We start from the raw sequence: 24,152 nt of genomic DNA on the forward strand, positions 1-24,152 counted from the left end.
GGATTTCACGTTCAGATGGATCGAAGACGGCGACCTTCGCGCTATGCGGCCACCCCGATCGTGCTCGAAAGGGAGTCGACGAAAGTGCAGAAGTGGTATCGAGTGCTAGGGGACTCGCTACTGACGCTCGGCCTGATCGGGGCGCTGTTCATCGTCTACGAGGTCTACTGGACCGATATTTCGTCGGACCGCAAACAGCGCACTGTCACAGAAGAATTGGATCAGGTCTGGGCAGAACAAGATTCCGTCCAGCTTCGTACCACCACGTATGAGGCCGACGGTCCAGTCGGCTTCGCAAAGATCCGAATTCCGCGCTTCGGCAGCGACTTTCAGATCACGGTAGTGAAGGGAACCTCCGACGCCGATCTGGAAGTAGGGCCCGGACAGTACGAGGGCAGTGCGGATCCCGGGCAGGTGGGCAATTTCGCAGTGGCCGGTCACCGGGTCGGGAAGGGTTCGCCTTTCAATGACATTGATGCATTGCAGACCTGCGACGCCGTAGTTGTCGAAACCTCAACCCACTGGTACACCTACCGAGTGCTGCCCAGCGCCGACGAAGTGCCGGCCTGGGGAGCTGAGCCGAGGTCTGACCGGTGCACTGCTGATCCAATCCCGGTCGCGCCGCTGCCGGCTCCCTACCAACGGGTGCTGGGCCAACAAGTGGTCGATCCGAATGAGGTGGGTGTCATCAGTCCGGTCCCGATGGACCCGCGGTACGCGGAAGCGCCCGATGGCGGTGTCGCGCTGTTGACCTTGACCACCTGCACACCGCGGTTCAGTGCGACCGATCGTCTTGTGGTGCAGGCAATGTTGGTGAACACCACAGCGAAGGACTCGCAGACACACTCTGCCCCCGCAGTTCTCTCGGAAGGATAGTGCCGTGTACGGCTGGATCTGGCGTCGTCTCCCTGGGCCTTTGCCCGCAAAATTTGTCGCAGCACTCGTGTTGTTCGGCGTCGTGGTGACACTACTGATGCTGGTGGTGTTCCCGGCCATCGAATCGTATGTGCCGTTCAATCGGGTAGCGGTTTTGTGAGCGGGGTGGTTGTTACGCGGGGGATCGGCACGGTACTAGCCGCGGTAATGGTGATGGGGCTGGCTGTGTCATGTTCGGCTCCACCGGACAAGAATTCGATAGCTGTGGAACATCCGGTGACATCAGCGTCGGGGTCTGTCCCGGCGACCCCGAATCCCGATAGTGCGGGACTCTGTCCGTACCTGACTGCGGATAGCGTCGAGACTTTCAACGGTGAACGGGTCGATTCAGTCCTGCTCGACGCAAACTCGCAACCGCCGGCTTGTTTCTTCACCGACACGGCCGGCAACGTAGCGGTGTCGGTCTGGGTCCACCACGCCGAATCATCTTCGATAGCTGTCGAATTGGTGAACCGTGCTGCGCCGCTTTCGAATACCGCTCCGGCCGCAGATCCGTCGGGTTGGGTCGGGGGACGGTTCGGTGGAGACGAAGGCGCGGGTTACGCCGTCTCCAAAGGGGCGGTCGCGGTCCTGGTGACGACAACCCAACCACAATCAGTGAAGGCGCAGCGAATTGCGGTCGCAGTGATCAACGAACTCGGACTTTAGCGGACGGCACACCGCCATGCGGTAAGGCGAACGGTGGGTGCGGGATCGCGCACTCTTTGCCTTGAACGGTCCACCTGCTGTCATTGCGTCCCTATTCTGCGAAGGTCGAATTCAGCGGCAGTGCAGCGCGTTCCATACGCCCGCGACGCCGCTCGAGAATGGAGTGAACTTCGTGAGGGTGAATTCGTTGGTCCGGCGTACGGTCGGTGCGACGCTCGTTGCCGCAACTGTAGGTGCGGCCGGATTGTTGACAGCAGCTCCATCGAGCGCAGTTCCCCTGGACACGTTCCCCGGCGAAGTGGTGCCCAACGGCACCGGCGAGAGCACCGCGGGGTGGACGGGCCCAAGCCTTGCCAGCGTGGCCTATGCCGACATCGGCGTGCCGACCTCGGTGATGGACAGCACCGGAGCCCAGGTCGGAACCTTCGACGGAGGCAGCAAAGCCCTCACCTACGTGGGAACCCCAGCGGGCGCGACACAGACATTCAATCTGCCCGCCGCGGCCCTAGCCCAGATCGATGCCGGAATAGTGTCGGCGAACGTGTCGGCCTACTTCGGTGGTACCGCGACCTCGGATGACACCTTCGGATTGCGTGTCAGGTTCGGACAGGGCGGCCTCCGTCTCCTGGGAACTTTCGGTACCGCGGCGGAGCGTGGCAACACCGCCGGATTTGTTCCCCGTTCGATGACGGTCCCGGTACCTCCCGGCACTCGCAGCGTCAGTATTTTTCTCAACGGTGTGAGGACGGGGACGACGTTCGATACCTACCTCGACAACATCTCCCTGAGGCTCCAGACCCCCGCTGCCGGCGCTCTCGAGGTGACACACACCTCGGACGCTTCCGGCCCGGTCACGGACGGTCAGGTCGTGAACTACACCTCGACGTTCACCAACACCGGTGAGCAACCGGTTGCGGTGGATCGTGCCCTGGCGCTTTCCGGGCTGCTCGACGACGCGGACCTGGTGTCCGGTCCGACGAGTGCGAATGCGGCTCTGTCCGTGACTGATTCCGGGGCCGGTGTGCACGGTGTCACGGGAACTTTGGCGCCGGGTCAGTCGGTGACAGTGACCTACTCGGTCGCGGTCAAGGCTTTTGCAAGTCAGGGTGACCACAACCTGGTCACGGTTGTATCGGAACCGGCAAATGTGCCCGTTGGTGTCCCCGCTTCCTGTGCGGGTGCTCCGCTCTGCCTCGAGAACGCAGCGGCCGAGACCGCGGCTGTCCCACTGATCAGTCCGGCAGTCGCAGGCGTCGTTGCCGCAGTTCTAGCCATCGGCGCGGGTGGATACGTCATGATCCGCCGTCGCCAAGCAGCAACCAGCTGATCGACTGGAACGACTGAATCACCCGTCGCCGGTGCGGGATCGCGCAGACCCTGTGCGCGATCCCGCACCGGCGTTCTGCATGTGAATGCAGAGACTCTGCGGCTCACTACAGTTCGAATGTTCGTGACATGACCGAAGCTCCGCAATGAAGCCGGCATACAAGGAAGTGGTGTCGGTGATCAGGTCGATCCGGTTGATCGTGATGTTGGCTGCGATGATCGCACTCGGAAGCGCGTGCGGCGCAAGGCCCGACGAGGCATTGCCGACGTACCAGGCGACCGAAGGTACGTGCTACGTTCGCGAGACTGCCGAGGAGATGCTCTCGCTGAGCAATGTCTCCCCGTGGGTGAACTGCGACTACCCCCATCAACTCGAGGTCTACGGTTTCGGCACTCTGCCGGAAGAAGTGATCACCGCACCGGATCGTCCGTCCAACGCACTCGAACGCCTTCAGGCCGCCGACGTCTGCCCCTGGGCCGAGATTCGCGAGTACCTCGGTGCACGCGAATTCGACTACCAGTTCGGGATTTCCGTGTGGTCGAAGTACCCGACCCAGAAAGAGTGGGCGGGCGGGCTACGCACCGTGGTGTGTTCGCTCGGAGTTCAGGATCCGCAATACCCCGAGAGTCGTCCTGAGTTCTCCGGGTCCCTGCGAAACATCATGGAACGCACGCAATCTGCCGCTGTTCGACTCTGCCGATCCGGCGAGACAACCACTACCTGCGATCAGGCGCACGACGCCGAGATGACCGGGTCGGTACCGATACCTCAGGGTGGAGCTCAGGCCCGGCTCGACGTGGCGTTCGAGGCGTGCACGCCGGTGATCGCGCAGTACACGGCGGATGCGCCGCCCGAGGACTTCGTCATCAAGCCGCTGGTCAACGATGAATCGGCGGACTGCTGGTACGGGCCGACTTCCGGCACCACCACCGGCACGATCCGTGGTGGCCTGACATGAGTACCAGGTTCGAACTCGAGGCGCCGGACGGTGGCACCTTCGAGGATGATCCGTTGGCGCTGGTCCCGGGTACGAAGCGGCGCAAGCCGCGCCCGCGTCTGCAGGCCGCTATGGCAAGTGTCTCGCGGATCGCCGGATACCGTATGGACGGTACCGGCCTCGGCTGGGTATCTGTCGGAGTCGGAGTTGCCTTTTCCGGAGCGTTGCTGTTGCGGCTGTTCCTCAGTGGCGCAATCGGTCTCAGCGATCAGGGTGACGGTCAACGATTGACCTGTGGGCTCGGGTTGCGCGCCGGAAATGCCTACAACACCCCGGTTGACGACCTGGTGTACACCACATACTTCGACCACCGGTGGTACGGCGAGGACTGCCCGTGGAACACCTACGGCCAGCCCTACAACTCCTCTCAGCTCTATCTGCTTCAACTGGCGAAGTGGCTGACACCACTGCTGCGTTTGCCCGGCGACATGGATCTGCGGGCACTGGGAGTGGTGTGCGCGCTTGTGCTTGGTGTGTTGGCTGCCCTGATGTTCGTGTGGATTCCCGGTTCATTGGTGGGCAAGGGATTTGTTGTCACCGGGGTATGGCTGATCGTTGCCGACGCGACGTTCGCCGGCTACTTTGTCTCTGCCTACAGCGATACCGGCGCGATTCTCGGCGTGCTGGCGCTGATGGTTGCAGCGCTCGCTCTGTGGCGGGCCGAGCAGGTGCACTGGTGGCATGTCGCCGTGGTCGCGGCGATCGCGTTGTTCACCGCGACCACCAAGACGCAAGCGGTAACCTACGCTGTGGTCGCGGTACCGCTCATGCTCAGCCGCCGAGTCGGCGCACAGAAACATGGCAAACGATACTTCTTGCAGGGTCGATGGTTTGCGCTCGCCGCGTCCGGTGGATTGGTTGCCGCGGTCGGGCAGTACATTCGTACCCAGCCCGCACGGTTCGGTGAACTTAACCAGTACAACGCGGTGTTCGTCGAGATGCTTCCGCACAGTAAGAATCCCGAGCAGGACCTGGTGCGACTCGGTCTTGACCCGACGCTGATCTCCGGTAGTGGATCGCGGATCAACTCACCGAACTCTGTGACCGAACTGCCTGGCTATCAGGGTTTTCTGGATAAGACCTCGACGTGGGATCTCTTCTCTCAGGTCTACCTTCACGAACCGTTCCGACTTCTCTCGATGATGGGCCGGGGACTGGTCGGCATGGCACGATTACGCGTCGACTACATCTACTCCTACCCGTGGTACTCGGGCCGCCCGGACACTCTCGAGTGGAGAGTGTCGCTGTTCTACCAGGTGTGGCGAATGATGTTCTCTTCGTTGCCGTTGCTGATCATCGTGCTGACTCTTGCTTCGTGCCTGGCCTTTGTCATCGTGCTGAAAGTCTGTACGACGCAGGAGGACCGGAGCATCGGCGCGGTCGGGTTGTTCCTGGCAGCCGCAGCCCTCGCGCAGTTCTGGGCGGTCAATCTATCCGAGGGTGCGTCGGACCTGATCAAACACTTGATGCTGACCGATTTCACCACCGGACTCGTACTGATTCTCGGCGCCTACTCGGTGATCGTATTGCGTTCGAGCGTAATACGAGAGAAGGGAACCTCCCGGTGAATGCGGAACGTACGGTGCGCAGACCTGATCCGCCCGCAGTGCGCTGGGTGGGGGTGGCTGCGATATCGGGGGCGATGTTCTTGCTGCTCACCAGGCAGTCTGCGTTCCGCGGGTGGGAAGCCGGACTCGCCGCGCTTCTCAACGGCATCGTCGGTGCACCGACCAAGTGGACACGCGGATCGGACGTGTTTTACGTCGGGATCGGCACCAACAAGGTTTTTGCACTCCAACTCGTCACGGGTTGCAGCACGGCACTACTGATCATTCCGATGCTGTTGCTCGCGGGAGTGTACGTGCACTTCGGTCGGGTTCGTCTGGTGCACATGATGATCGGCCTGTTGTTGAGCTGCGCGGCGATGCTGACAGTCAATATGATCCGCCTCGTCGTGGTCGGCGTCTACACCGTTCACAGCGGCCGCTCGGGATTCGAGCTGGCCCACACCATCATCGGATCGTTGATAGTTCTGGCCGGCGGCGCAGCCACCCTGCTGCTGTTCAGTCGCTGGATCAGTCGGGCGAGTACCGTCGCGGCAGATGCCCCACCGATTCGCGCACGTATGAAAGAAGGGGCACAGGAGTGACTTTCGATACCATCCTGGGACTGTCCATCGTTCTGTCACTGATCTTCGGACTTGTTTTTCTGATGTACGTTGTGGCGATCCTGATTCCGTACCTACGAAACACCACGGAACTACCGGGAAATCCTGACGACTTCGAGTTGCATTTTCTGATTCCTTGCCTCAACGAAGAAGTGGTCATCGGCCACACGCTGGCGTACCTACGCGAACACTTCCCGGCAAGTTGCGCCTGGGTGATCGACGACGATTCGCAGGATGGGACCAAGCAGGTGGTCCGCGACATGATGGTCGCCGATCCCATGATTCACCTCATTGCGCGGCAACTCCCGAATGCCCGCACCGGAAAGGGCGATGCACTCAACGCCGGGTACGCCCGGATCAACGATTGGCTGCCCGGGCGCGCCGACCGGTCGCAGGTGCTTATCTGCATCGTTGACGCAGACGGCCGACCCGCGCCGAACATGCTGGAGATCTCGGCCGGCCCCGATGCTTTCGGTAATGACTACGTCGGCTCGGTGCAGGTAGAGGTGCGAATGAGCAACCGCGCCGACCCACTGCCACTCGGACCGGGAAACCGTTGGAAGAACCGCTTCGCTCGGACGTTGATTCGACTGCAGGATATGGAGTTCCGCGGGCCGATCTCTGCGATGCAGATGGCTCGGCGATATTCGCGCACGGTAAGCATCGGCGGTAACGGCCAACTGAGCAGGCTCTCGGCTCTCGACGCGGTGGCGGCGCGGTTCGGTGAGCCGTGGCACGGGGCGTTGCTCGAGGACTTCGAGCTGGGCCTGCACCTGATCCTGCTCGGCTGGCGGAACGTCTATACAACCGCCAGTTGGGTGGATCAAGAGGCGCTACCCGAGCTGAAACCGCTTATTCGACAACGCGTTCGGTGGGCCCAGGGTGGAATGCAATGCGTCCGGTACCTGCCCGCGATCTGGCGGTCGCGGCGCGTGACGAACCTGGGCGCGTGGGAAATTACGTACTTCATGCTCACTCCCTGGCTGCAGGTCATGGGAACCATCGTCTACCCACTTCCCCTGCTGGTCATGGTGTGGAACATGGTGAACTATCCCGAGTTCTTCAAGGCCTATTTTGTGAGCGGCGGTTGGGCGCTGCTCATTTCGTATCTCATTCTGGGAGTGGGCGAATTCGCGATCTGGGGCCCGCTCTACCGCAAACGCAGTGCACCGGAACTGTCCTGGCGACAGGGATTCGGACTCGGTCTCGCCTACGTCGGGTACATGCTGCTGTCCTACGTCGTGGCCTGGCGGGCATTCGGACGGTTGGCGAGTAAGCAGAGCGATTGGGTGAAGACCAAACGCAATGCCGAACGCGAGCCCGCACAAGTGTGAGTTGCTCGTTCTCGCGACGTCGCGCACCGATCGAAAGCTTCGAGGAACCTGCGCCTCAGAGTCTGGCGCCCTTCGCGTGAAAACGACATGGTCGTTGCAACTCCCAAAACACTGGGTGTTGCAACGACCGTTAGAAGTCGCCGATCGAACTCGAACTGGACGCGGTCACGCGTGGGGTCTGGGTGAGAGGCGCTCAGGCTGTTTCGGTGCGTCGTCGTCGGAGCAGGAAGATGCCGCCTCCGGCAAGGCCCACTGCCGCCGCGATTCCGGCGACGGCCGGGTTCACGAGGGGCACGGCGGCGGTGTCGGCGGTCGCCGCTTCGAGGCAGTCTGCGGTACCGGCGCACGAGGCCGGCACGCCTCCCGGCAGGGCGGACGGGTCGGCCACGAGGGACACGACGTTGTGATCACCCTGCTGCGCATACGTTTTGGTGACTACGCTGTAGACGACGGTCACCGTCTGGCCGGGCTGCAGGGTTCCGGTGATGCCGAAGGTGTCGCCAGAGCCCTGGACGGACAGTGCAACGTCCGAACTGGTCGGTCCGGAGACGAAGTTCGCGTCGTCGAGCAGGCCCGCGAGTGCCAGTGCCTTGTCGACCGCGAGCGGTTGGGCGCCGGTGTTGGTGAAGGTGACGGTGTAGTTGACCACCTGGTTGTCGTCCAGCGGGCCCGATGCGTCGGCGGTGTGCGTGAGCTGCAACTCGCTCGGTACCGCGTCGAGTCGTAGCGAGACATTGTCGGCGAACGCGTCGAGCGTGCCGTAGGCGGCGGTGAAGGAGAGGTCGACCGTCACGGAGCGGGTGCCGATCGGAACGGGCGCCGAGGCGTCGCGGCGGCCGAATCCCCGTACGCCACCGCGGTCGGTGAGGGTCACGGCGGGCAGCGAGACAGTGTCCAGGACCTGACCGGACGCGTCCGTGAAGGTGTAGTAGACGCCGACGCGGTCGTTCTGGCCCGCGATCCCGCCCAGGTAGGCCCCGCTGAGGGCGGTCACCCGGCCAGTGTCGATGCTGGCCGCGGATGGCGTCAGATCGACAACCTGCGTCGCCTTCCTGTTGGCATTACCCGTGACCCCGAAGAAGCTGCTGCCGCCGTCGAACGTCTTCCCGGTCGCGCCGTTCTGGTCGACGATCGTCGTCGGCAGACCGGTGCCGTAGGCCCTCGACACGAAGGCGGTGCCCGTCCATCCGGTGATGCCGTTCTCGGCGTCGCCGTTGACGATCAGCTCACCCGGTTGCGCGGCAAGCGGATCCGCTCCGGCCGGTGCCGCGGCGATCCCCCATGTGGTCGCGGTCAGGGTCGCAACCGCCAGACCTGAGACGGTCCTGGCGAACGATGGCATTCTCATTGTTTCTCCATTCTCGTGCAGCCTGCAGTGTCACGGGCCGCAACAGGGGAGACTCCCCTCATGGTCAGGTTCACCCACGAATCAGCACGGAGGCAGTTCGGCGAGATCGTTATGCGGCCTCGCGCACGGACAGTGCGCCATCCTGCACTCCGGCGGCAGACTGTCGACTTGAACGAGTCCATTCCCGGGGCGACGATCAAGGGCATCGCCCCGGGCACGTCTACGTGAGATCGTCACCGGGACCGAATCGGACACCCCGGAGATGAAAATCGCTCGCGGAGTGTGGGTGGCCAGTGCGGTGCGGACGCGCGCACAGGTTCCGCACGGTGCCTCCGCCTCGTCGCCAGGAGCTGTTCGCGCAGTGGAGTATGTGGGGGTCAATGTCAGAGGAAATCGAGGACTTCGGATGTATACAGGGCTTAGCGGTGGACCTACCGCGGGTGGCGGCGCTGCGATGGTCGGCGGTGCCGGCAGTCTCGCCTTCACCGGATTCCCCGTCGCCGGTGCGACGATGCTGATGCTGACAGTCGTTGTAGCCGGCCTACTGCTACTTCGGGCATCTCGAGTGCGGGCCGACGAACTTCCCGACAGGGCGTAACCGACAGCGATGACGATGCGGCGGCGGTCGATACTCGCGGCCGGTGTAGTTGTGGCCTGCGTGACATCGCTACTTATCGGCCGGGCAACAACCGGACACGAACCTGAATCTCCGACTGCGTCGCCGCCGTCGACGATGACTGTCTCCGCTGCTGCCGAGCCTCCGGCGCAACTCAACGACGAACTGATTGAGTCAGCCGGACCGTTTGTCACTTACAACACGTATCCCGGTGCGGCTCAGGCGCAGTGGGGGAAATACTCGATTGCTCTCGAGCGAAACGGCTCGTACTACTTGCTGTCCGCCGGGCACGTCGCCGGAAAGGTCGGAGCCGGTCTCCAACTCGGATCCGCAGCGCCCAGCGAAGCGGTGGTCAGCCATAGCACCCGGACTTGGGACCCGGAATTCTCCCGGACTGTCGGTGGATCCGGCCCGGACATGTCCATGATCGACACCGGGACCGCCCCGATCACACCCGTCCTCCAACTGACGACCACACGAGCGGGCGGCGCTGCACCCGATCGTGTGCAGGTTCCCGCCACCGACGGTTCCGGTCAACTCTCACTTCCACGTTTGGCGGAAATCTCTTCGGTTGCAGGCAATCTCGAAGCCGGCACCGTGGTATGTCAGAGCGGAGCGGACTGGTTCGCCTCGGAATACACGGCAGCAGCGGGAAATGTGAGGTGCGGCAAGCTGATCGAACCGTGCAACCCGTCGAGCGTGACCTGTCGATTTGTCGATGTTGATCGGGGAGTGCCTGCAGTAGCGGTCAACGATTCGGGGAATCCTGTCTGGGTGCCCCGGGCCGATGGCACTGTAGAGATACTTGGCATCGTTTACGCAGCAGGGTGCGCCGGCGTGGAACCAGCCTGCCGGACCGGATTGCTGACACGGGTGGATGCGTACACAACGCACGACTGGACCGAGGTTGAGGTTCTGCCGGGTAAGCCCCTCGGCCCGGGAGGTCGCATCGTGGTCGCGGCACACTGAACAGAACGCATTCGAACCCGACGGGCGAGACGGAACGGGCCCCGGCATCAGCCGGGGCCCGCGTCGTTGCATTTGACTATTCGATCTCGCGAAGCGTCAGATCTTTCGCATAACGGTGACAACCTTGCCCATGATGACTGCGTTGTTTCCGGAAATCGGCTCGAACAACGGATTGTGCGGCATCAGCCACACATCTTTCTTCACTCGCTTGAATGTCTTGACCGTTGCCTCGCCATCGATCATGGCGGCGACAATGTCACCGTTCTCGGCCACGTTCTGCTGACGGACTACCACCCAGTCGCCATCGCAGATAGCGGCGTCGATCATGGATTCGCCGACCACCTTCAGCATGAACAGGGAGCCCTGGCCCACCAATTCGCGGGGGAGCGGAAACACGTCTTCGACGGCTTCTTCTGCAAGGATCGGCCCACCAGCCGCGATCCGGCCGAGGACGGGCACAAATGCCGGCTCGGGAAGTGGATCGCCCGTGCTGTTGCGGATCTCCGACGAGTGCTTGGTCACCGATGCAATGGCGGTATCGGCGGCAACCTCGTCAAGCCCTCGAACGTCTACAGCGCGAGGGCGATTGGGGTCACGGCGAATGAACCCCTTGCGCTCGAGGGTGCGGAGCTGATGGGCCACCGACGACGTCGAGGTAAGCCCGACGGCGTCGCCGATCTCACGAATGCTCGGCGGGTAACCGCGTTCGGTCACCGATTCACGAATGACTTCGAGAACACGGCGCTGCCGTGGAGTGAGCGACTCGGCTGACGTCGCGGTAACTCCTGCCGTTGCGGCACTTGTGGAGCGATCGTCCTTCATGGCGTTGTGCCTCCGTGTCTGCGGTGTTTGGTCGTGCTGCGTTTCAGGTGGTGCTGCGTTTCAGGTGGTGCTGCGTTTCAGGTGGTGCGGCGTTTCAGGTGGTGCGGGGTTTCAGGTGGTGCGGCGTTGCTTGTCGGTAGGTCCTGATCAAATCAGCTTCAGCAGGTAGAAGTCGCTCAGGGATCGTGCTGTGTGCTCTGACACGAATCTATCTCTATTTGCTCAGGGTTTCAAACATCTGTTCGAGACGTGTCGCTGGAAACGCGAGACTTTGTCGGACGAACGTGGTAGAAATTCGAACATGCGTTCCATCGAACGCAGGTTCGAATCGTTGGCAGGTTCGAATCGGTCGGTGTAGATCCGCGGAGGTCATGATGGGCAACGCAGCACTGAAGTACGAAGTGTTCGATGACGCAGAACTGAAGTTCGCAGCATTCGATTGTGCTGTTCGGCCCGGCTACGGCACAGCATCGGGGAACGCTGGTCGGAACTCTGCCGCTGCGCCGAAGTATCACGCGTCGTTCTACGACGCTGCGCCCTATGACGTGGCCGTCGGCGTGATGCCGTATCGGGTGCGCGGCGAGGTATCCGACATTCGCGAGCGCCGAGGCGGCACTCACGAAAGTGGTCGTGACGATGTTGCTGATCGTCGGTTCGAGCGGGATGTGGACCGTGTGCGGCCCAATGGCGGCAACTTCGAGCACCGTAATCGGGTAGGCGTGTCGCGCGCACCCCACGTTGTCGATTCCGTTGACGTAGGTTGGCGGAGCATGGTTTTGGGTGTGCTGCTGACGGCGGTAGCGGTACTGGGTTTGGTGGGCCTTGCTTCCGTGTCCGCGGGTGGGGTTTCAGGTCCGGTTGACGAGACGGGCGTGATTCGGGTTGCTGCAGGGGAGACGCTCAGCGACATCGCCGCTCAGGTAGCGCCAGGGCAACCCGCAGGCACGGTGATCGATCGGATCATGGACCTCAACGCAATGTCGAATTCGAGGCTGAGCGTGGGTCAGACTCTGATTGTTCCTGCTGCGCAGGGTCGTTGACGACGGCCGGTTGTGGCGTTCGATCGGTGGTCGGCATGCGTGAATTGATTTCGTCGAGTACGAGTAAGCTGTGGGCTTGACAGTCACACCACTCCGTGTGGTCGCGTTGTGCCCGCGTGTCTGCTCTGCGAATCGTCGGAAGATTTGCAGTGGTAGGGAATCGGAATGGCGGCCATGTCGGCAACACAAAAGGAACAACGATGCATTGCCCGTTCTGCCGACACCCTGACTCCCGAGTGGTCGACTCGCGTGAGGCGGATGAAGGGCAGGCGATTCGCCGTCGGCGGTCCTGTCCCGAATGCGGTCGGCGTTTTACGACGGTGGAAACAGCAGTGCTGTCGGTAGTCAAGCGCAGTGGCGTCACCGAACCCTTCAGTCGTGAGAAGGTCGTCAAGGGTGTGCGTCGAGCGTGCCAGGGTCGTCAGGTCGACAACGATTCATTGAATCTGTTGGCACAGCAGGTCGAAGACGCCGTGCGCTCTTCGGGTTCCGCAGAGATCCCGAGTAATGAAGTAGGGCTTGCCATTCTCGACCCACTACGCAATCTCGACGAGGTTGCGTACCTCCGGTTTGCGTCGGTCTACAAATCCTTCAGCTCGGCCGAAGATTTCGAACGCGAGATCACCGACATGCGGGAGCATGCGCAGAATCGGGAAACCGTGAAGACAGCCGGCGAAGAAGCCGTTTCCACTGTCGATTGAGGCCTGCGACTTAGATAACGCTCCGGGAACAAAACTGCGTTTTGCCCGAATCTGAAGCCGGCAGAGGCCTACGCTCGGCGGGTACGTTCAGCGGTTCGAGTTGGTTTCGTGCCACTTGGATCGTCAACCGATAGTTATCGTTACGGAGGCGTTATGCCCTTGAACGGAATCATCGCAGTTCTCAACAGTCTGGTCACCACGGGCTTTGCCAACACTGTCACGACAATTGGTGGCTCAGTGACAAACGTGAACGTCATCTGAACCGACGATCAGCGTTTGATCGACTCGATCGCCTTCAGGACCCGTTTCTCGGAGATCGGTGTAGGCGTTCCCAACGATTGTGCAAACAGGCTCACACGAAGTTCTTCGATCATCCATGAGATGGCATCCACATCTCTGGCGGTACGACGCTCTTCAGGTAGCGAGTTGAGTAGTCGGTCGTAGGCAGCGTAAACACGGTCGAGCACGTCCATGGCTTGCTGGTCGCGAGTTGCGCTGGCAGGTAGGGCTTCGAGTCGGAATGTCGCTGCTGCCAGGTAGCGGGGTAGTTCGCGCAGTCGCGCCGAACCCAGTTCGGCGACAAAGCCGGGGAAGAGAAGCGACTTCAGTTGCTCGCGAACGTCTTCGGCGGGTTCACCGCTTGAACGATGGAGAACCACGTTCAAGCGGTGCGACTGTTCGAGGATGGGCACGATCATTCGCAGTATCGCGGACACGCGTCCTGCCAGTTCTGATCGCGCGACTGTGACAAGCGCGTCGAATGCTTCGGGTGTGCGAACAGGCCCACCCTTCGCGGCGATGATCTCGTTGGCGGCGGCGACTCGACAATCTTCGACCAACGCTTCGAGGCTTCCGTCCGGGTTCTGGCCCAGTAGGAGTCGATGCGTATTGGAGAGTCCGGACGTAACAGCTTTGAGTTGCGTCGGCACCGCTGCGAGGAGCAGAGCGCGGGAGCCGTCGCGCATCGACTGAGCTTGCGCTGCAGGGGTACTGAGGACGCGAACTGCCACGCCACCGTTTTCGGGAACCAGTGCCGGATATCCGGTGACCTGTTGGCCACCGATTTTTCGGGTGATGGTGGGTTCCAGGGCGCCCAAGGTCTCGGACGTCCACACCGCTGCGGCTGCTCGTTCGGTTCCGGTGGCGGCCTTGGCAACTTCCTTCTGGACGCGCGGAGCGAGTGTGCGTCGGAGCTGCGCCAGATCTTTGCCCTTGGCCAGAACCTTGCCTGATTCGTCTTCGACCACAAAAGTCATCCGCAGATGATCCGGCAGTGCACTCGGATCGAAGTCCTTGGATTCGATGTGTACTCCGCCGAGGCGGGAGAGTTCTCGGGCCATTGCTGTGAGTAGTGGTTCGGAGCGGGGCTTGATCGACGCGAGTGCGGCGCTTGCATAGTCCGGTGCCGGCACAACCTGGCGTCGGACGTTCTTGGGCAGTGTCTTGATCAACGCCGTGACGAGGTCGATGCGCATACCCGGCACCAGCCAATCGAACCCGACGGGCTGGAGTTGCGCGAGTAGTCCGACCGGGATGTGCGCGGTTACTCCGTCGTCATCCTTGCCAGGTTCGAACTGATAGGTGAGCGGCAGCTTCATATCGCCCTGGCGCCAGGCGTCGGGGAACTCGCCCCCCAAAACTGTTGCAGCATCGGAGTTCACGACGGTTTCCGGCGTGAACGTCAAGAGGTTCGGATCTTTTCGGCGTGCAGTCTTCCACCACTTGTCGAAATGGCGTGCAGAAACGGCTTCCTCACCGATACGGGAGTCGTAGAACTCGTAGAGGGTCTCGTCGTCAACCAGAATGTCGCGTCGGCGCGCTCGGTTCTCGAGTTCTTCGACGTTGTCGAGCAGTGCTCGGTTTTCGTGGAAGAACGCGTGCTGGGTAGTCCATTCGCCCTGTACCAAGGCATGGCGGATGAAGAGTTCCCGCGAGATTTCCGGATCGATCGAGGAGTAGGTGACAGCGCGGCCCGTGACGAGGGGGACGCCGTACAGAGTGACCCGCTCGTACGCCATCGCGGAACCACGCTTCGATGACCAATGTGGTTCGGAGTAGGTGCGTTTGACCAGGTGTGGCGCCAGCTTTTCGGCCCACTCCGGTTCGATGCGGGCGGACATGCGAGCCCACAGCCGCGACGTTTCCACCAGTTCGGCGGCCATCACCCAGCGCGGTGGCTTCTTGAACAGGCCGGAGCCGGGGAAGATCGCGAAGCGGCTTCCCCGAGCGCCCAGGTAGTCACGCTTCTCGCCTTCGCGAAGTCCGATGTGGGAGAGCAATCCGGCCAGCAACGACTGGTGAATTGCGTTCTCGCCGGCCGGCGCGTCGTTGACGGTCCATCCGAGACCACGCGTGATCTGACGCAGTTGACCGTGCAGGTCCTGCCATTCGCGGATGCGTAGCCAGTGCAGGAATTCGTTTCGGCACATCTTGCGGAACTGGCTGGAAGACAGATCGTTTCGCTGATCGCGGACATAGTCCCACAGCTTCAGGTATGCGAGGAAGTCGGAATTCTCGACAGCGAAGCGGGCATGTTTTTCGTCGGCGGCCTGTTGGAATTCAGCCGGCCGCTCACGCACGTCCTGGATGGACAACGCCGCGACGATAACCAATGTTTCGTGCAAGCAGCCGTTTGTCTTGGCTTCCACCAACATTCGCGCCATGCGTGGGTCGACGGGGATCTGCGCGAGTTCACGTCCGATGGGAGTGAGTTCCGGATGGGTTGCATCGGAGCCCCGCGCGATGGCGCCGAGTTCTTCGAGTAGCCCGATTCCGTCCTTGATCGCCCGCGAATCCGGCGGTTCGACAAACGGGAAGGCGGCGATGTCTCCAAGGCCCAGCGCCGTCATCTGCAGGATGACGGACGCCAGATTGGTGCGAAGAATTTCGGGTTCGGTGAATGCCGGCCGTGATTCGAAGTCTTCTTCGGAATACAGGCGAATGCAGATGCCCTCGGCCACACGACCACAGCGGCCGGATCGCTGACGCGCCGACGCCTGGGAAATCGGCTCGATGGGCAGTCTCTGTACTTTGGTGCGTACCGAGTATCGCGAAATGCGCGCCGTACCAGGATCGACAACGTAGCGAATTCCGGGAACAGTGAGCGATGTTTCGGCGACGTTGGTGGCCAGGACAACTCGTCGACCGGTATGGGCTGAGAACACCTTGTGCTGCTCGGCGGCCGACAGTCGTGCATAGAGCGGAACAATTTCGGTGTTGCGTAACCGTTTGTCGCGCAATGCATCCGCAGTGTCGCGAATCTCGCGTTCGCCCGATAGGAAGACGAGGATGTCGCCTTCGCCTTCGGCGCTGAGTTCATCGACGGCCTCGCAGACTGCGTCCACGGGATCCCGGTCGTAGCTGATATCACCGGACTCGACGGTCAGTGGCCGGTAGCGCATTTCCACGGGGAACGTGCGGCCGGACACCTCGACGATCGGCGCGGGCTTCCCGTCGACGGCAAAGTGCTCAGCGAATCGCTGGGGATCGATGGTGGCCGAGGTGATGATGACCTTGAGATCAGGTCGACGGGGGAGTAGTTGCGCCAGGTATCCGAGAATGAAGTCGATGTTGAGACTGCGTTCGTGAGCCTCGTCGATAATCAGTGTGTCGTAGCGACGCAGCATCCGGTCGCGCTGAATCTCCGCGAGCAGAATGCCGTCCGTCATCAGTTTCACGTAGGTGCGGTCGGACACCTGATCGGTGAATCGCACCGTGTAGCCGACGGCGTCGCCGAGTTCGGTGTCGAGTTCCTCGGCGATACGTTCGGCAACGGTACGTGCGGCGAGGCGTCGCGGCTGGGTATGGCCGATGAGCCCGCGAACTCCGCGGCCCAGTTCGAGGCAGATCTTGGGGATCTGGGTTGTCTTGCCGGAACCTGTTTCGCCGGCCACGATCACGACCTGGTTTTCGGCGATCGCGCGAGCGATGTCGTCCTTGCGCTGGCTGACTGGCAGCGATTCGGGGTACGAGATTGCGGGCACACCGGCCGCGCGGGTGCTCAGTCGCAGGTGTGCTTTTTCTATCTCGGTGGCCACCGCTGCTAGTGCGTCCGGGGTGCGGGCACGGTCGAGTGTGCGTCGGAGTCGATTCTCGTCACGCAGGGAGACCTGTGTCAGTGCGCTCTTGAGGTCACTGCGTCGGGGCGAGAGCGGGACCGGTGGTGTAGTAGACATGCTGACGACAGCCTATCGAATAGGTATGCAACTCCTGCCCGCAGAGTCCGCGGTTGTGAAAACATCGACCAGTGACGACAAACACCGTTGATGGGGCATCCGACAGGGCAGCGTCGACGCCGATTGTTGTGCGTGCACTTCGACTGGCCTTCGCGATCTACGGCATCACGGCGCTGCTGTGGATTCCGATCCGCAACGCCGACGGGTTCTCGCTGACGAACTATCTGAGCTACTTCACCATCGAAAGCAATATTCTGGCGGTGATCCTCCTGCTCGTCGGAGCCGTTCGCGATCCACAGTCGCGGACCTGGCAGTCGATCAGAGGTGCAGTCACCCTCTACATGGTCATTACCGGCATCGTCTACGCAGTGCTGTTGGCAAACGTCGACGTGATGCTCAAGGACGCGTGGATCAATGCCGCGCTGCATCGAATACTGCCGTTGGTGCTGTTTCTCGACTGGGTCTTTTTGGCATCGCGTCACAAGTTGTCCGAAGTGGAGGCATTGAAATGGCTCGCATTTCCTGCCGCCTACGGGATTTACTCTTTGATTCGCGGACCCATCGTCGACTGGTATCCGTATCCTTTCCTCGACCCGAGGCAGCAGGGTTACCTGTCGCTGGTCATCGGAATGGTGGTGCTCGCCGTGGCTATGGCCCTGATGGCGTTGGCGGTCAACGCAGTTGGGCGTCTCGGTGCCAAGTGGCGGTATCGCGATGATGAGACGGTTCTCGCGGCACACTGATAGAAGGCGTTGCGCAGTCCGTCGTGACGATTGTCAGGTGACCCTCACGGGAACCCGTAGCGGCGGCGCAGTTGATCGAGGGCGTGAACATCTTCGTCGGTAAGTGCCGTGGCCTGTGCCAACTCCATGGCCAGGAGGTAATCCTGGTGCCGGCGATCGCGGTCGGCGTCGGGGAGATCGGCATATCCGGGGCGATCGTCCGATGCTGTGGTTCCGGGTTGATCTGTGCGTTCGAACTGAGCGAGGTAGGTGGCGATGGACGCGGCTTGGCGTCGATGGTCGGCTGGTGTCATGTTCGCATCTTTCGGATGATCATCATGGGCCCCGACTCCACTCGTCAGGACTGGTCGATAGTTTTCTGGAATAGCTGAATCTGGGCGATCGGTGAACGGTGAGCATCAATCGGAATGATCGTGCTGTTTCTGCAGCTCTGGGCAGTATCGCCATCTGTGCTGGTTGACGTTCCCGCTGATTGGAAACGTGTCACTCAGTTGGATCTACTTACAGTGTTCGGCAGTGCTCGATAATAGCGACATACCCTCCAACCCTCTCGGTTACTCCACAGTAGCAATGTACCGGTTATCGAGAAAGCTTGCAGGCGCGTTACACGGCTGGCGCTGTATCGGTTTGTGGATCGCACCCCTCGAATGTGCGCCGAGCGCATTCGTCGATCACGTCGGCGACGTGTGATCGAGGGGCCAGTGTGCGGCGTTGCACGATGTCCCCATTGCCGTGATCGAGCATCATGTCGAGATAAGCGGTGACCTGGTCGAGTCGGCAAGCTTCGGTGCAGTGTGATCCAACACGGTGCGGACCGAGTGGCGAACAGGCACTAGGCGCACGCCCTCCGTGACCGGTAGCGATGCGTGTCAAACCGGATGCCGGTGTCGGTTTGTTCGGTAGTTCGATGCGGCCTGTCGGGCCGAGTGTTTGTCGGTTCAGTGGGTATGCGGAAAGTCAGGGACCGTTGATGCTGCGGTCGGAATTTCGACCTCGGTTCCGCGAGGAGGAAGTGCACATGAAAATCTTGATATCGGACTTTGCGACATGCCATGACCCGGTGCCCCAACCGCCCGTACCCCAACCGCCGGTACCTCCGACTCCGCCCGTTCCGCCACCGTATCCGCCGGAGCCGGGTCCAGTGCCGGAACCTCCTGTCCCGCCGCCATTTCCGCCCGACCCAGATCCGATACCTGATCCCTTGCCGCCGCCGCAGATCGGGCTCCGACTCGTCAGGTGGGAGTAATTGTGTCCAACACCTCGGAATGAGTTTGCGGTCACTGACTAGGTTGGGGCAGTGTGCAACTCGATATCTTCGGATTGACCCCGAAATAGTTCAGCGGTCCCGCGATCACGGTGACCGCGATCGTTCCGGCACTTGCGCAGCTGGTCTCGGAACTGTTGCTGAAGTAACCACGTTGACCCGCAGCGACTGCGCCGACTATCAGCCATACCAGGACGATCAACACAATGATCCGCATTGCAATCACCACACCCGTCACATAGGTGAAGATGGAATGCCCTCACTAGACCCCGGCAAACCTACTTCCGAGATCCTTTCTGCCAGATAGTTTTCAGACCTTACGCCGCTGCTCTAGCCTCGATACCGACACAAAGATTCTATGATCTTCTACCGTCCGGGGGTAGGGCTACCGCTCACCGGTTCGCCCAAGCGTGAGCGATGTCCGGGTGTGCGCGCAGGATCTCGTCGACCCTGTGGTCGTCGGCAGTGTCGACCTCCGCTCGGTGCCGTTGCGCCGTGACCAGGGGACCCGTCGGCGCGCCCGGTGGATCCTGCGGCGGGTGTGACGGAGCGTCTGCTTCCAAGTCCAAAACCAATTCGTCCAGTCGGGTTGTCAGGAAAGCCCTTTTGCCCGTACTCATCGACATCACTCCCATTCGATCCAGGTGCCCAGGCTGTGTCCTCGGCTACTCAAAAGTCCTCGTCTATGCAGGCCAGACGATCGCCGGCCATGCCAGCCTTGCCGGGGTCGGTCATGGTGTGTTGCGCGTGAATCACGACCGATTGAGCTTGATCTTCGCGGAATTCCCAGTCGACAGTGCTCGATGATTGGGCATTTCCGGCAGCGTCCGTGGTGACGTCGAGCCAGACTTCATTCTGGGGATTGGCGTAGGCCGGATCCGACGACGGAGTTTCCGGCGTGGCCGCCGGATCGACATTGTTTTGATAGTGGGGTCCTGCATCCGACGGTTTCGGTCCGCATGGCCGCGTATGGACGTGTACGCCGAAGTCTCGGTTGGGGGCGAGGCCCTTCGCGGTGAACATGACGGTCGTGCGGCCGTCGTTCTCGTCGGATTCGATGTCCACGGACGAACCCACGGGCACTGCGGCGGCGTCGTAGGTAAAGGCGTCGACTTCTCCGCTGCTTGTTCCGGGTGTTTGAAAGACATCTCCATTCATTCCAGGCATCGGCATAGCGGTGTTGGTCGTTTCGCGAGACAGGGGAGGCGTTTCGATGGTGACGGTCTCAGTCGTCGACGAATTGTTGCTACCGCATCCGGCGGCGACGAGTGCGGTCAGGGAGACGCCGGCGATGACAGTTGCGCGTCGTATATCCATGATGTGGCATTACCCGCGATATGCAGCCCTGAACCAGACGATCGGACCTATCGCCGAGATGCCCAACGATTCGGGTCGCACTCCAACGCAGCACTGTCCCAGTGCCCCAACTCAGCGGCGGCGCGGTACGTGGTTTTCAAGAACGCCGTGAGTGTCGCGTCCGGGTCTGCTGAGGTACGGACGGCTTCGTACGGCAGCAGAAATTGGCCGAAGTTGTCGCTGTAGAACGCCGCCGACGGCTCAACGCTGGAATCTTTGAACCCATCGGGCGTGGGATAGCAGTACGAATAGAACGCTCCCTCGTCGCCACCACCCGGCCAGAAGCCGCAGCTGCTCAGCTCGTGGGAATACCCCTCCACCATCACCCAGTCGCCGCAGTTGGGGGCGCCTCCCGGATGCGGTGGCGCGGTGCGTCCGGAGAATCGCGTACACGCGAGGTCCATCGCGCCCCAGAAGAAGTGCACCGGCGATACTTTTCCGATGAATCCCGCACGGAAGCCTGCGATGACGCGGTCCGCTTGAACGAGTTGCCGCCAGAACAGGTGGACTGCTCGGGCGTCGTAGGCGCAGTGCGCGTGATCGTCAGGGAACGGAACAGCCGGATCGACTTCATTCGGCGTTCGTTGAATGTCGACCGAAATGCCCAGGGCTCGAAGCGCTTCCATCGTTTGTGCATAGAACGTCGCAACGGATTGAGGTTCGAGTGAGAATCCGTGTGACGCCCCGGAACTGTCGCGGATTCGTAACCGGTGATCGCAGAAGTCGAACTCGATGTCGAAAACGCGGCCGCCGTACGGGATGGATGAGGTCGTCAGTCCTCGAGGCGTGACGTACATCGTTACCTGCCACCAGTGATTGACCAACGGTGAGCATGCAAGCCGAATCTTGCCGATGATCTGCACCCACATGTGCAGTGTGCTGCGGGTATCGGCCCATTCGTCCACTCGTAGTGCGGGCCAATCCTCCGAAGTGCTGGATGCAATCATTCTGCTGTCCTCCACACTCGATCAACAATGTCGCCGCGACGATCCACGGCTACTGCTGAGCTGGAACTTCCTGCAGTCCGAGGGTGTTACCGGTGGCGAGAACCTGATCGAGGCGATCGATGTTGGGGTGCTTGCCCGGGTTCGCACGCGCGTCCTCGGTATGTTCGGCGAAGATGGCCAGTGCGGCCTCTGCCGCCTCCGGGGTGATCGCGCCGTAGACCTGCGCCAGATGGTTGTAGACCTTCACCGAACCGGACTTGCCGGGCTTGTTCTCGACGGTGTCGATAATTGCACCGTCGGCATCGAGCACGTTGATGGCGGCGAGGTGATCGATGGCGGGCAGGGCAGCGAGATTGTCGGCAAAAGTCATGGCATCAAGGTTACGTGCTTTCGGCGTAAATCCCATCGTCGGGGAACAGCACTCGGGCCTCGATCTCGGGAGTCGATATAGTCGCAGCACATCGTTTGCGCACCAGCATCGTTTGTATTCGAAGGGGAAAATGATGGCTTCGGCACTGTGGCACGGTTTCGCGGATATGGGCGCGGTAGAAAAGAACGGCGCATTTGTCGTCTCGCGCGGCGAGGGCGCATACATCTGGGACTCGCAGGACAATCGGTACCTGGACGCGACTGCCGGCCTATGGTTCACCAACGTGGGCCACGGCCGCACCGAAATCGCCGACGCCGTTGCCGCTCAGTTGTCGAAGATTGCGCACTACTCCAACTTCGGCGACTTTGTTCCCGAGACAACTCAGGCATTGGCGGAACGTCTTGCCGAGATCGCGCCGGTTCCCGGTAGCAAGATTTTCTTCACCTCAGGCGGTTCCGATTCCATCGATACTGCGGCGAAGTTGGCTCGCCGGTACTGGCATGAGGTAGGTCAGCCCGACAAGAACATCATCGTCGGTCGCGAGAAGGCTTACCACGGAATGCACGTTGCGGGAACGGCTCTCGCCGGTATTCCCGTCAACCGTGAAGGTTACGGCGAGCTGATGGCCGACGCCGCCACCGTGAGCTGGGACGACGCCAAGAGCCTGCTCGCGCTTATCGAGAAGGTCGGTGCCGACAAGATTGCGGCATTCTTCGCCGAGCCCATCATCGGTGCCGGTGGCATCTACCTTCCGCCGGACGGATACCTGGCCGAGGTTCGCGATATCTGCCGTGAGCACGACATCCTCTTTGTCGTCGACGAGGTTGTCACAGGCTTCGGCCGCATCGGCGGTGAGTGGTTCGCGTCCACCCGCTTCGATCTGCAGCCCGACATGATGACCACGGCAAAGGGTTTGACCTCCGGCTACGTTCCGATGGGCGCAGTGTTCATCGCTCCTCGCGTCGCCGAGCCGTTCTACAACGGCGCGTGGTGGCGTCACGGTTACACCTACGGCGGGCACGCCGGCGCGGCCGCTGCAGCGATGGCTAACCTCGACATCCTCGAGCGTGAGAATCTTCTCGCGGAGTCCAAGCGTCTCGAAGCGTCGTTGCACACGCACCTGCAGCCGCTGGCCGAGCACCCGCGGGTCGCTGAGGTCCGCAGTGGGCTCGGTGCCGTTGCAGCCGTTCAGCTCGTCGATCCAGCTGAGGCACTGCCGTTCGTGAAGACCCTGCGTGAGCACGGAATTTCGGGCCGCGCCGCGGGTCAGGGAGCTATGCAGATTTCCCCGAGCTTCGTGATGACGGACGAGCAGGTTGCCGACATGGCTGCCGGAATACTCGCCGCGCTCGGATAACCCCTCAGCTTCGGCGCCGAATGAGCTTCTTCATTCGGCGCCGAAGTGCACTCGGCACCGGTTCGAGTTCGATTTCCTCCTGCACCGATTGCTTCGCGTACGCCTGCGTGTAGCGCTCGTGCAGAACCGAGCGAATTTCGTCGGGGAGTAGGCCCGGCGCGTTCGTTCGTTGCGCGCCGCCAGAACCCCGGTGGCCGCGACTCCCATGACGCCGGCCAGGCCGACGAGCTTCCAGATGTGCGAGGCACGAAGTGTCATGCCTCTAGGCTAGAGGCTATGGACCGACGACTGCATTCCCAGGTGACTCTCGACGAGGCTGCGGCTGCCACACGCACCGGCGACATCTGGATTTTCCGCGGAGAATCCAAGGCAGACAAAGCGATCCAGACGCTCACCAACAGCCCGGTCAATCACGTCGGGATGTCGGTGGTGCTCGAGGATTTGCCGCCTCTCATGTGGCACGCCGAATTGGGACATTCGCTTCAAGACATGTGGACGGGAAAGTTTCAACGTGGCGTGCAGTTGCATGATTTGAGAGCCGCAGTTCAGGTGTGGGGTGCCAAGTACGGACAGCAGGGTTGGTTGCGTCAACTCGAGACTCCCGTGACCCGTGAGCAAGAGGACGCATTGTTACGCACCATCGCCCGCTTGGACGGCACTCCGTTTCCGTCGACCGCCAAGCTGGCGTCGCGCTGGTTCGGTGGGCGTATCCCGAAGTTCCGTAAGAAGCCCGAGGCACCGGCATCGGGAATCGAAAGTGCCTATTGCGCCGAGGTTGTCGCGCAGACATACGAGGCAATGGGTCTGATGCTCGCGAACCGTCGGATCAACTGGTTCGATCCGGGCAAGTTCTGGAGTGGCGATCATTTGCCGCTCGTACCCGGAGTGAATCTCGGTGACGAGATTGCCGTGACGCTCAGCGCCGAAGACCTTGAAGCGGGCCGTAATCCGGCGGGATACACCCAGAGTTCCTGACTACAGGCACAGCAAAAAACCTCCCCACCAATGAAGGTGGGGAGGTTTTTCTCTACTGCG

General features: G+C 61.5%; 24 protein-coding genes and 1 pseudogene. 15 read left to right on the plus strand and 10 right to left on the minus strand.

Annotated elements, in window-relative coordinates:
- Positions 1-15: 15 nt before the first annotated feature.
- The 8 genes from BDB13_RS16075 (at position 16) to BDB13_RS16110 (ending at position 7,409) form a co-directional block, all read left to right on the plus strand.
- Positions 16-876, plus strand: coding sequence for a class E sortase (locus BDB13_RS16075; protein WP_094272521.1), 861 nt, complete (start codon positions 16-18; stop codon positions 874-876).
- A 4-nt stretch (positions 877-880) separates the two neighbouring features.
- Positions 881-1,036: a hypothetical protein gene (locus tag BDB13_RS32105; RefSeq protein WP_094272522.1), complete on the plus strand. Its 156-nt coding sequence runs from the start codon at positions 881-883 to the stop codon at positions 1,034-1,036.
- A 116-nt stretch (positions 1,037-1,152) separates the two neighbouring features.
- A complete protein-coding gene (locus BDB13_RS16085) occupies positions 1,153-1,584 on the plus strand; it encodes a DUF2020 domain-containing protein (RefSeq protein ID WP_176459591.1) in 432 nt (143 codons plus the stop codon).
- A gap of 172 nt (positions 1,585-1,756) precedes the next feature.
- The gene (locus tag BDB13_RS16090; protein WP_141210642.1) at positions 1,757-2,911 is read left to right on the plus strand and encodes a DUF7927 domain-containing protein; all 1,155 of its coding nucleotides are present in this window, start codon (positions 1,757-1,759) and stop codon (positions 2,909-2,911) included.
- A 175-nt stretch (positions 2,912-3,086) separates the two neighbouring features.
- Complete coding sequence (locus BDB13_RS16095; protein ID WP_176459592.1) at positions 3,087-3,869, plus strand: septum formation family protein; 783 nt, start codon at positions 3,087-3,089, stop codon at positions 3,867-3,869.
- Positions 3,866-5,476, plus strand: a complete 1,611-nt coding sequence (gene wsfD, locus BDB13_RS16100; protein ID WP_094272526.1) for a glycan biosynthesis hexose transferase WsfD — start codon at positions 3,866-3,868, stop codon at positions 5,474-5,476. Before BDB13_RS16095 ends, wsfD begins: the two co-directional genes overlap by 4 nt.
- Complete coding sequence (locus BDB13_RS16105) at positions 5,473-6,057, plus strand: exosortase/archaeosortase family protein (RefSeq protein WP_094272527.1); 585 nt, start codon at positions 5,473-5,475, stop codon at positions 6,055-6,057. Before wsfD ends, BDB13_RS16105 begins: the two co-directional genes overlap by 4 nt.
- Positions 6,054-7,409 carry a glycosyltransferase gene (locus tag BDB13_RS16110; RefSeq protein WP_217902129.1) on the plus strand — a complete coding sequence of 452 codons (1,356 nt, stop codon included), beginning with the start codon at positions 6,054-6,056 and terminating at the stop codon, positions 7,407-7,409. The genes BDB13_RS16105 and BDB13_RS16110 overlap by 4 nt, the downstream gene beginning before the upstream one ends.
- A gap of 193 nt (positions 7,410-7,602) precedes the next feature.
- Here the strand turns inward: BDB13_RS16110 and BDB13_RS16115 are convergent, their stop codons facing one another.
- Positions 7,603-8,757, minus strand: a complete 1,155-nt coding sequence (locus BDB13_RS16115; RefSeq protein WP_141210643.1) for a DUF7927 domain-containing protein — start codon at positions 8,755-8,757, stop codon at positions 7,603-7,605.
- Positions 8,758-9,163: 406 nt separating this feature from the next.
- On the opposite strand from BDB13_RS16115, the gene BDB13_RS31670 reads away from it, so the two are divergent.
- Both BDB13_RS31670 and BDB13_RS16125 read left to right on the plus strand, forming a co-directional pair.
- A complete protein-coding gene (locus BDB13_RS31670; protein ID WP_141210644.1) occupies positions 9,164-9,355 on the plus strand; it encodes a hypothetical protein in 192 nt (63 codons plus the stop codon).
- Positions 9,356-9,364: 9 nt separating this feature from the next.
- Positions 9,365-10,342, plus strand: a complete 978-nt coding sequence (locus tag BDB13_RS16125) for a hypothetical protein (RefSeq protein ID WP_094272530.1) — start codon at positions 9,365-9,367, stop codon at positions 10,340-10,342.
- A 96-nt stretch (positions 10,343-10,438) separates the two neighbouring features.
- Here the strand turns inward: BDB13_RS16125 and lexA are convergent, their stop codons facing one another.
- Positions 10,439-11,164, minus strand: coding sequence for a transcriptional repressor LexA (lexA, locus tag BDB13_RS16130; protein ID WP_094272531.1), 726 nt, complete (start codon positions 11,162-11,164; stop codon positions 10,439-10,441).
- Positions 11,165-11,535: 371 nt separating this feature from the next.
- On the opposite strand from lexA, the gene BDB13_RS16135 reads away from it, so the two are divergent.
- Together BDB13_RS16135 and nrdR are read left to right on the plus strand one after the other, a co-directional pair.
- Positions 11,536-12,204 (plus strand): LysM peptidoglycan-binding domain-containing protein, encoded by a 669-nt coding sequence (locus tag BDB13_RS16135; protein ID WP_254922832.1) that lies wholly within the window; start codon positions 11,536-11,538, stop codon positions 12,202-12,204.
- A 200-nt stretch (positions 12,205-12,404) separates the two neighbouring features.
- The gene (gene nrdR, locus BDB13_RS16140; protein ID WP_094272532.1) at positions 12,405-12,905 is read left to right on the plus strand and encodes a transcriptional regulator NrdR; all 501 of its coding nucleotides are present in this window, start codon (positions 12,405-12,407) and stop codon (positions 12,903-12,905) included.
- 269 nt (positions 12,906-13,174) lie between these two features.
- On the opposite strand, the gene hrpA is transcribed toward nrdR, so the two are convergent.
- Entirely contained in the window at positions 13,175-17,080 is a 3,906-nt protein-coding gene (gene hrpA, locus BDB13_RS16145; RefSeq protein ID WP_094272533.1) for an ATP-dependent RNA helicase HrpA, read from the minus strand.
- A gap of 71 nt (positions 17,081-17,151) precedes the next feature.
- Between hrpA and BDB13_RS16150 the strand changes: the two genes are divergently transcribed.
- Positions 17,152-17,823 carry a Pr6Pr family membrane protein gene (locus BDB13_RS16150; protein ID WP_094272534.1) on the plus strand — a complete coding sequence of 224 codons (672 nt, stop codon included), beginning with the start codon at positions 17,152-17,154 and terminating at the stop codon, positions 17,821-17,823.
- 44 nt (positions 17,824-17,867) lie between these two features.
- Here BDB13_RS16150 and BDB13_RS16155 read toward each other — a convergent pair whose 3' ends face one another.
- From BDB13_RS16155 to BDB13_RS16190, 6 genes are all read right to left on the minus strand, one after another.
- A complete protein-coding gene (locus BDB13_RS16155) occupies positions 17,868-18,116 on the minus strand; it encodes a hypothetical protein (RefSeq protein ID WP_094272535.1) in 249 nt (82 codons plus the stop codon).
- Between the two features lie 984 nt (positions 18,117-19,100).
- Positions 19,101-19,316, minus strand: a complete 216-nt coding sequence (locus tag BDB13_RS16170) for a hypothetical protein (RefSeq protein WP_441347237.1) — start codon at positions 19,314-19,316, stop codon at positions 19,101-19,103.
- Between the two features lie 163 nt (positions 19,317-19,479).
- Complete coding sequence (locus tag BDB13_RS16175) at positions 19,480-19,707, minus strand: hypothetical protein (RefSeq protein WP_094274958.1); 228 nt, start codon at positions 19,705-19,707, stop codon at positions 19,480-19,482.
- 49 nt (positions 19,708-19,756) lie between these two features.
- The gene (locus tag BDB13_RS16180; protein WP_094272537.1) at positions 19,757-20,404 is read right to left on the minus strand and encodes a superoxide dismutase family protein; all 648 of its coding nucleotides are present in this window, start codon (positions 20,402-20,404) and stop codon (positions 19,757-19,759) included.
- Positions 20,405-20,451: 47 nt separating this feature from the next.
- Complete coding sequence (locus BDB13_RS16185) at positions 20,452-21,390, minus strand: DUF5996 family protein (RefSeq protein WP_094272538.1); 939 nt, start codon at positions 21,388-21,390, stop codon at positions 20,452-20,454.
- A gap of 49 nt (positions 21,391-21,439) precedes the next feature.
- Positions 21,440-21,760 (minus strand): DUF2322 family protein, encoded by a 321-nt coding sequence (locus BDB13_RS16190; RefSeq protein ID WP_094274959.1) that lies wholly within the window; start codon positions 21,758-21,760, stop codon positions 21,440-21,442.
- Between the two features lie 130 nt (positions 21,761-21,890).
- On the opposite strand from BDB13_RS16190, the gene BDB13_RS16195 reads away from it, so the two are divergent.
- Positions 21,891-23,117 carry an aminotransferase family protein gene (locus tag BDB13_RS16195; protein WP_094272539.1) on the plus strand — a complete coding sequence of 409 codons (1,227 nt, stop codon included), beginning with the start codon at positions 21,891-21,893 and terminating at the stop codon, positions 23,115-23,117.
- A gap of 4 nt (positions 23,118-23,121) precedes the next feature.
- Here the strand turns inward: BDB13_RS16195 and BDB13_RS32950 are convergent.
- A pseudogene (locus tag BDB13_RS32950) lies at positions 23,122-23,375 on the minus strand (hypothetical protein).
- An 18-nt stretch (positions 23,376-23,393) separates the two neighbouring features.
- Here BDB13_RS32950 and BDB13_RS16205 point away from each other — a divergent pair.
- On the plus strand, positions 23,394-24,092 hold the full coding sequence (locus tag BDB13_RS16205) for a hypothetical protein (RefSeq protein ID WP_094272540.1): 699 nt from the start codon (positions 23,394-23,396) through the stop codon (positions 24,090-24,092).
- Positions 24,093-24,152: the final 60 nt, after the last annotated feature.

The organism is Rhodococcus sp. OK302, assembly GCF_002245895.1.
In the GTDB taxonomy this organism is placed as follows: domain Bacteria; phylum Actinomycetota; class Actinomycetes; order Mycobacteriales; family Mycobacteriaceae; genus Rhodococcus_F.

Excerpts from the sequence above, each read along its gene's own strand:
- BDB13_RS16190 (WP_094274959.1), bottom strand. The coding sequence starts at position 21,760 with ATGACTTTTGCCGACAATCTCGCTGCCCTGCCCGCCATCGATCACCTC.
- BDB13_RS16205 (WP_094272540.1), top strand. The coding sequence starts at position 23,394 with ATGGACCGACGACTGCATTCCCAGGTGACTCTCGACGAGGCTGCGGCT.
- BDB13_RS16155 (WP_094272535.1), bottom strand. The coding sequence starts at position 18,116 with ATGACACCAGCCGACCATCGACGCCAAGCCGCGTCCATCGCCACCTAC.
- BDB13_RS16135 (WP_254922832.1), top strand. The coding sequence starts at position 11,536 with ATGATGGGCAACGCAGCACTGAAGTACGAAGTGTTCGATGACGCAGAA.
- BDB13_RS16195 (WP_094272539.1), top strand. The coding sequence starts at position 21,891 with ATGATGGCTTCGGCACTGTGGCACGGTTTCGCGGATATGGGCGCGGTA.
- BDB13_RS16125 (WP_094272530.1), top strand. The coding sequence starts at position 9,365 with ATGACGATGCGGCGGCGGTCGATACTCGCGGCCGGTGTAGTTGTGGCC.
- hrpA (WP_094272533.1), bottom strand. The coding sequence starts at position 17,080 with ATGTCTACTACACCACCGGTCCCGCTCTCGCCCCGACGCAGTGACCTC.
- BDB13_RS16075 (WP_094272521.1), top strand. The coding sequence starts at position 16 with ATGGATCGAAGACGGCGACCTTCGCGCTATGCGGCCACCCCGATCGTG.
- BDB13_RS16180 (WP_094272537.1), bottom strand. The coding sequence starts at position 20,404 with ATGGATATACGACGCGCAACTGTCATCGCCGGCGTCTCCCTGACCGCA.
- BDB13_RS16115 (WP_141210643.1), bottom strand. The coding sequence starts at position 8,757 with ATGAGAATGCCATCGTTCGCCAGGACCGTCTCAGGTCTGGCGGTTGCG.
- lexA (WP_094272531.1), bottom strand. The coding sequence starts at position 11,164 with ATGAAGGACGATCGCTCCACAAGTGCCGCAACGGCAGGAGTTACCGCG.
- nrdR (WP_094272532.1), top strand. The coding sequence starts at position 12,405 with ATGCATTGCCCGTTCTGCCGACACCCTGACTCCCGAGTGGTCGACTCG.
- BDB13_RS16175 (WP_094274958.1), bottom strand. The coding sequence starts at position 19,707 with ATGAGTACGGGCAAAAGGGCTTTCCTGACAACCCGACTGGACGAATTG.
- wsfD (WP_094272526.1), top strand. The coding sequence starts at position 3,866 with ATGAGTACCAGGTTCGAACTCGAGGCGCCGGACGGTGGCACCTTCGAG.
- BDB13_RS16185 (WP_094272538.1), bottom strand. The coding sequence starts at position 21,390 with ATGATTGCATCCAGCACTTCGGAGGATTGGCCCGCACTACGAGTGGAC.
- BDB13_RS31670 (WP_141210644.1), top strand. The coding sequence starts at position 9,164 with ATGTATACAGGGCTTAGCGGTGGACCTACCGCGGGTGGCGGCGCTGCG.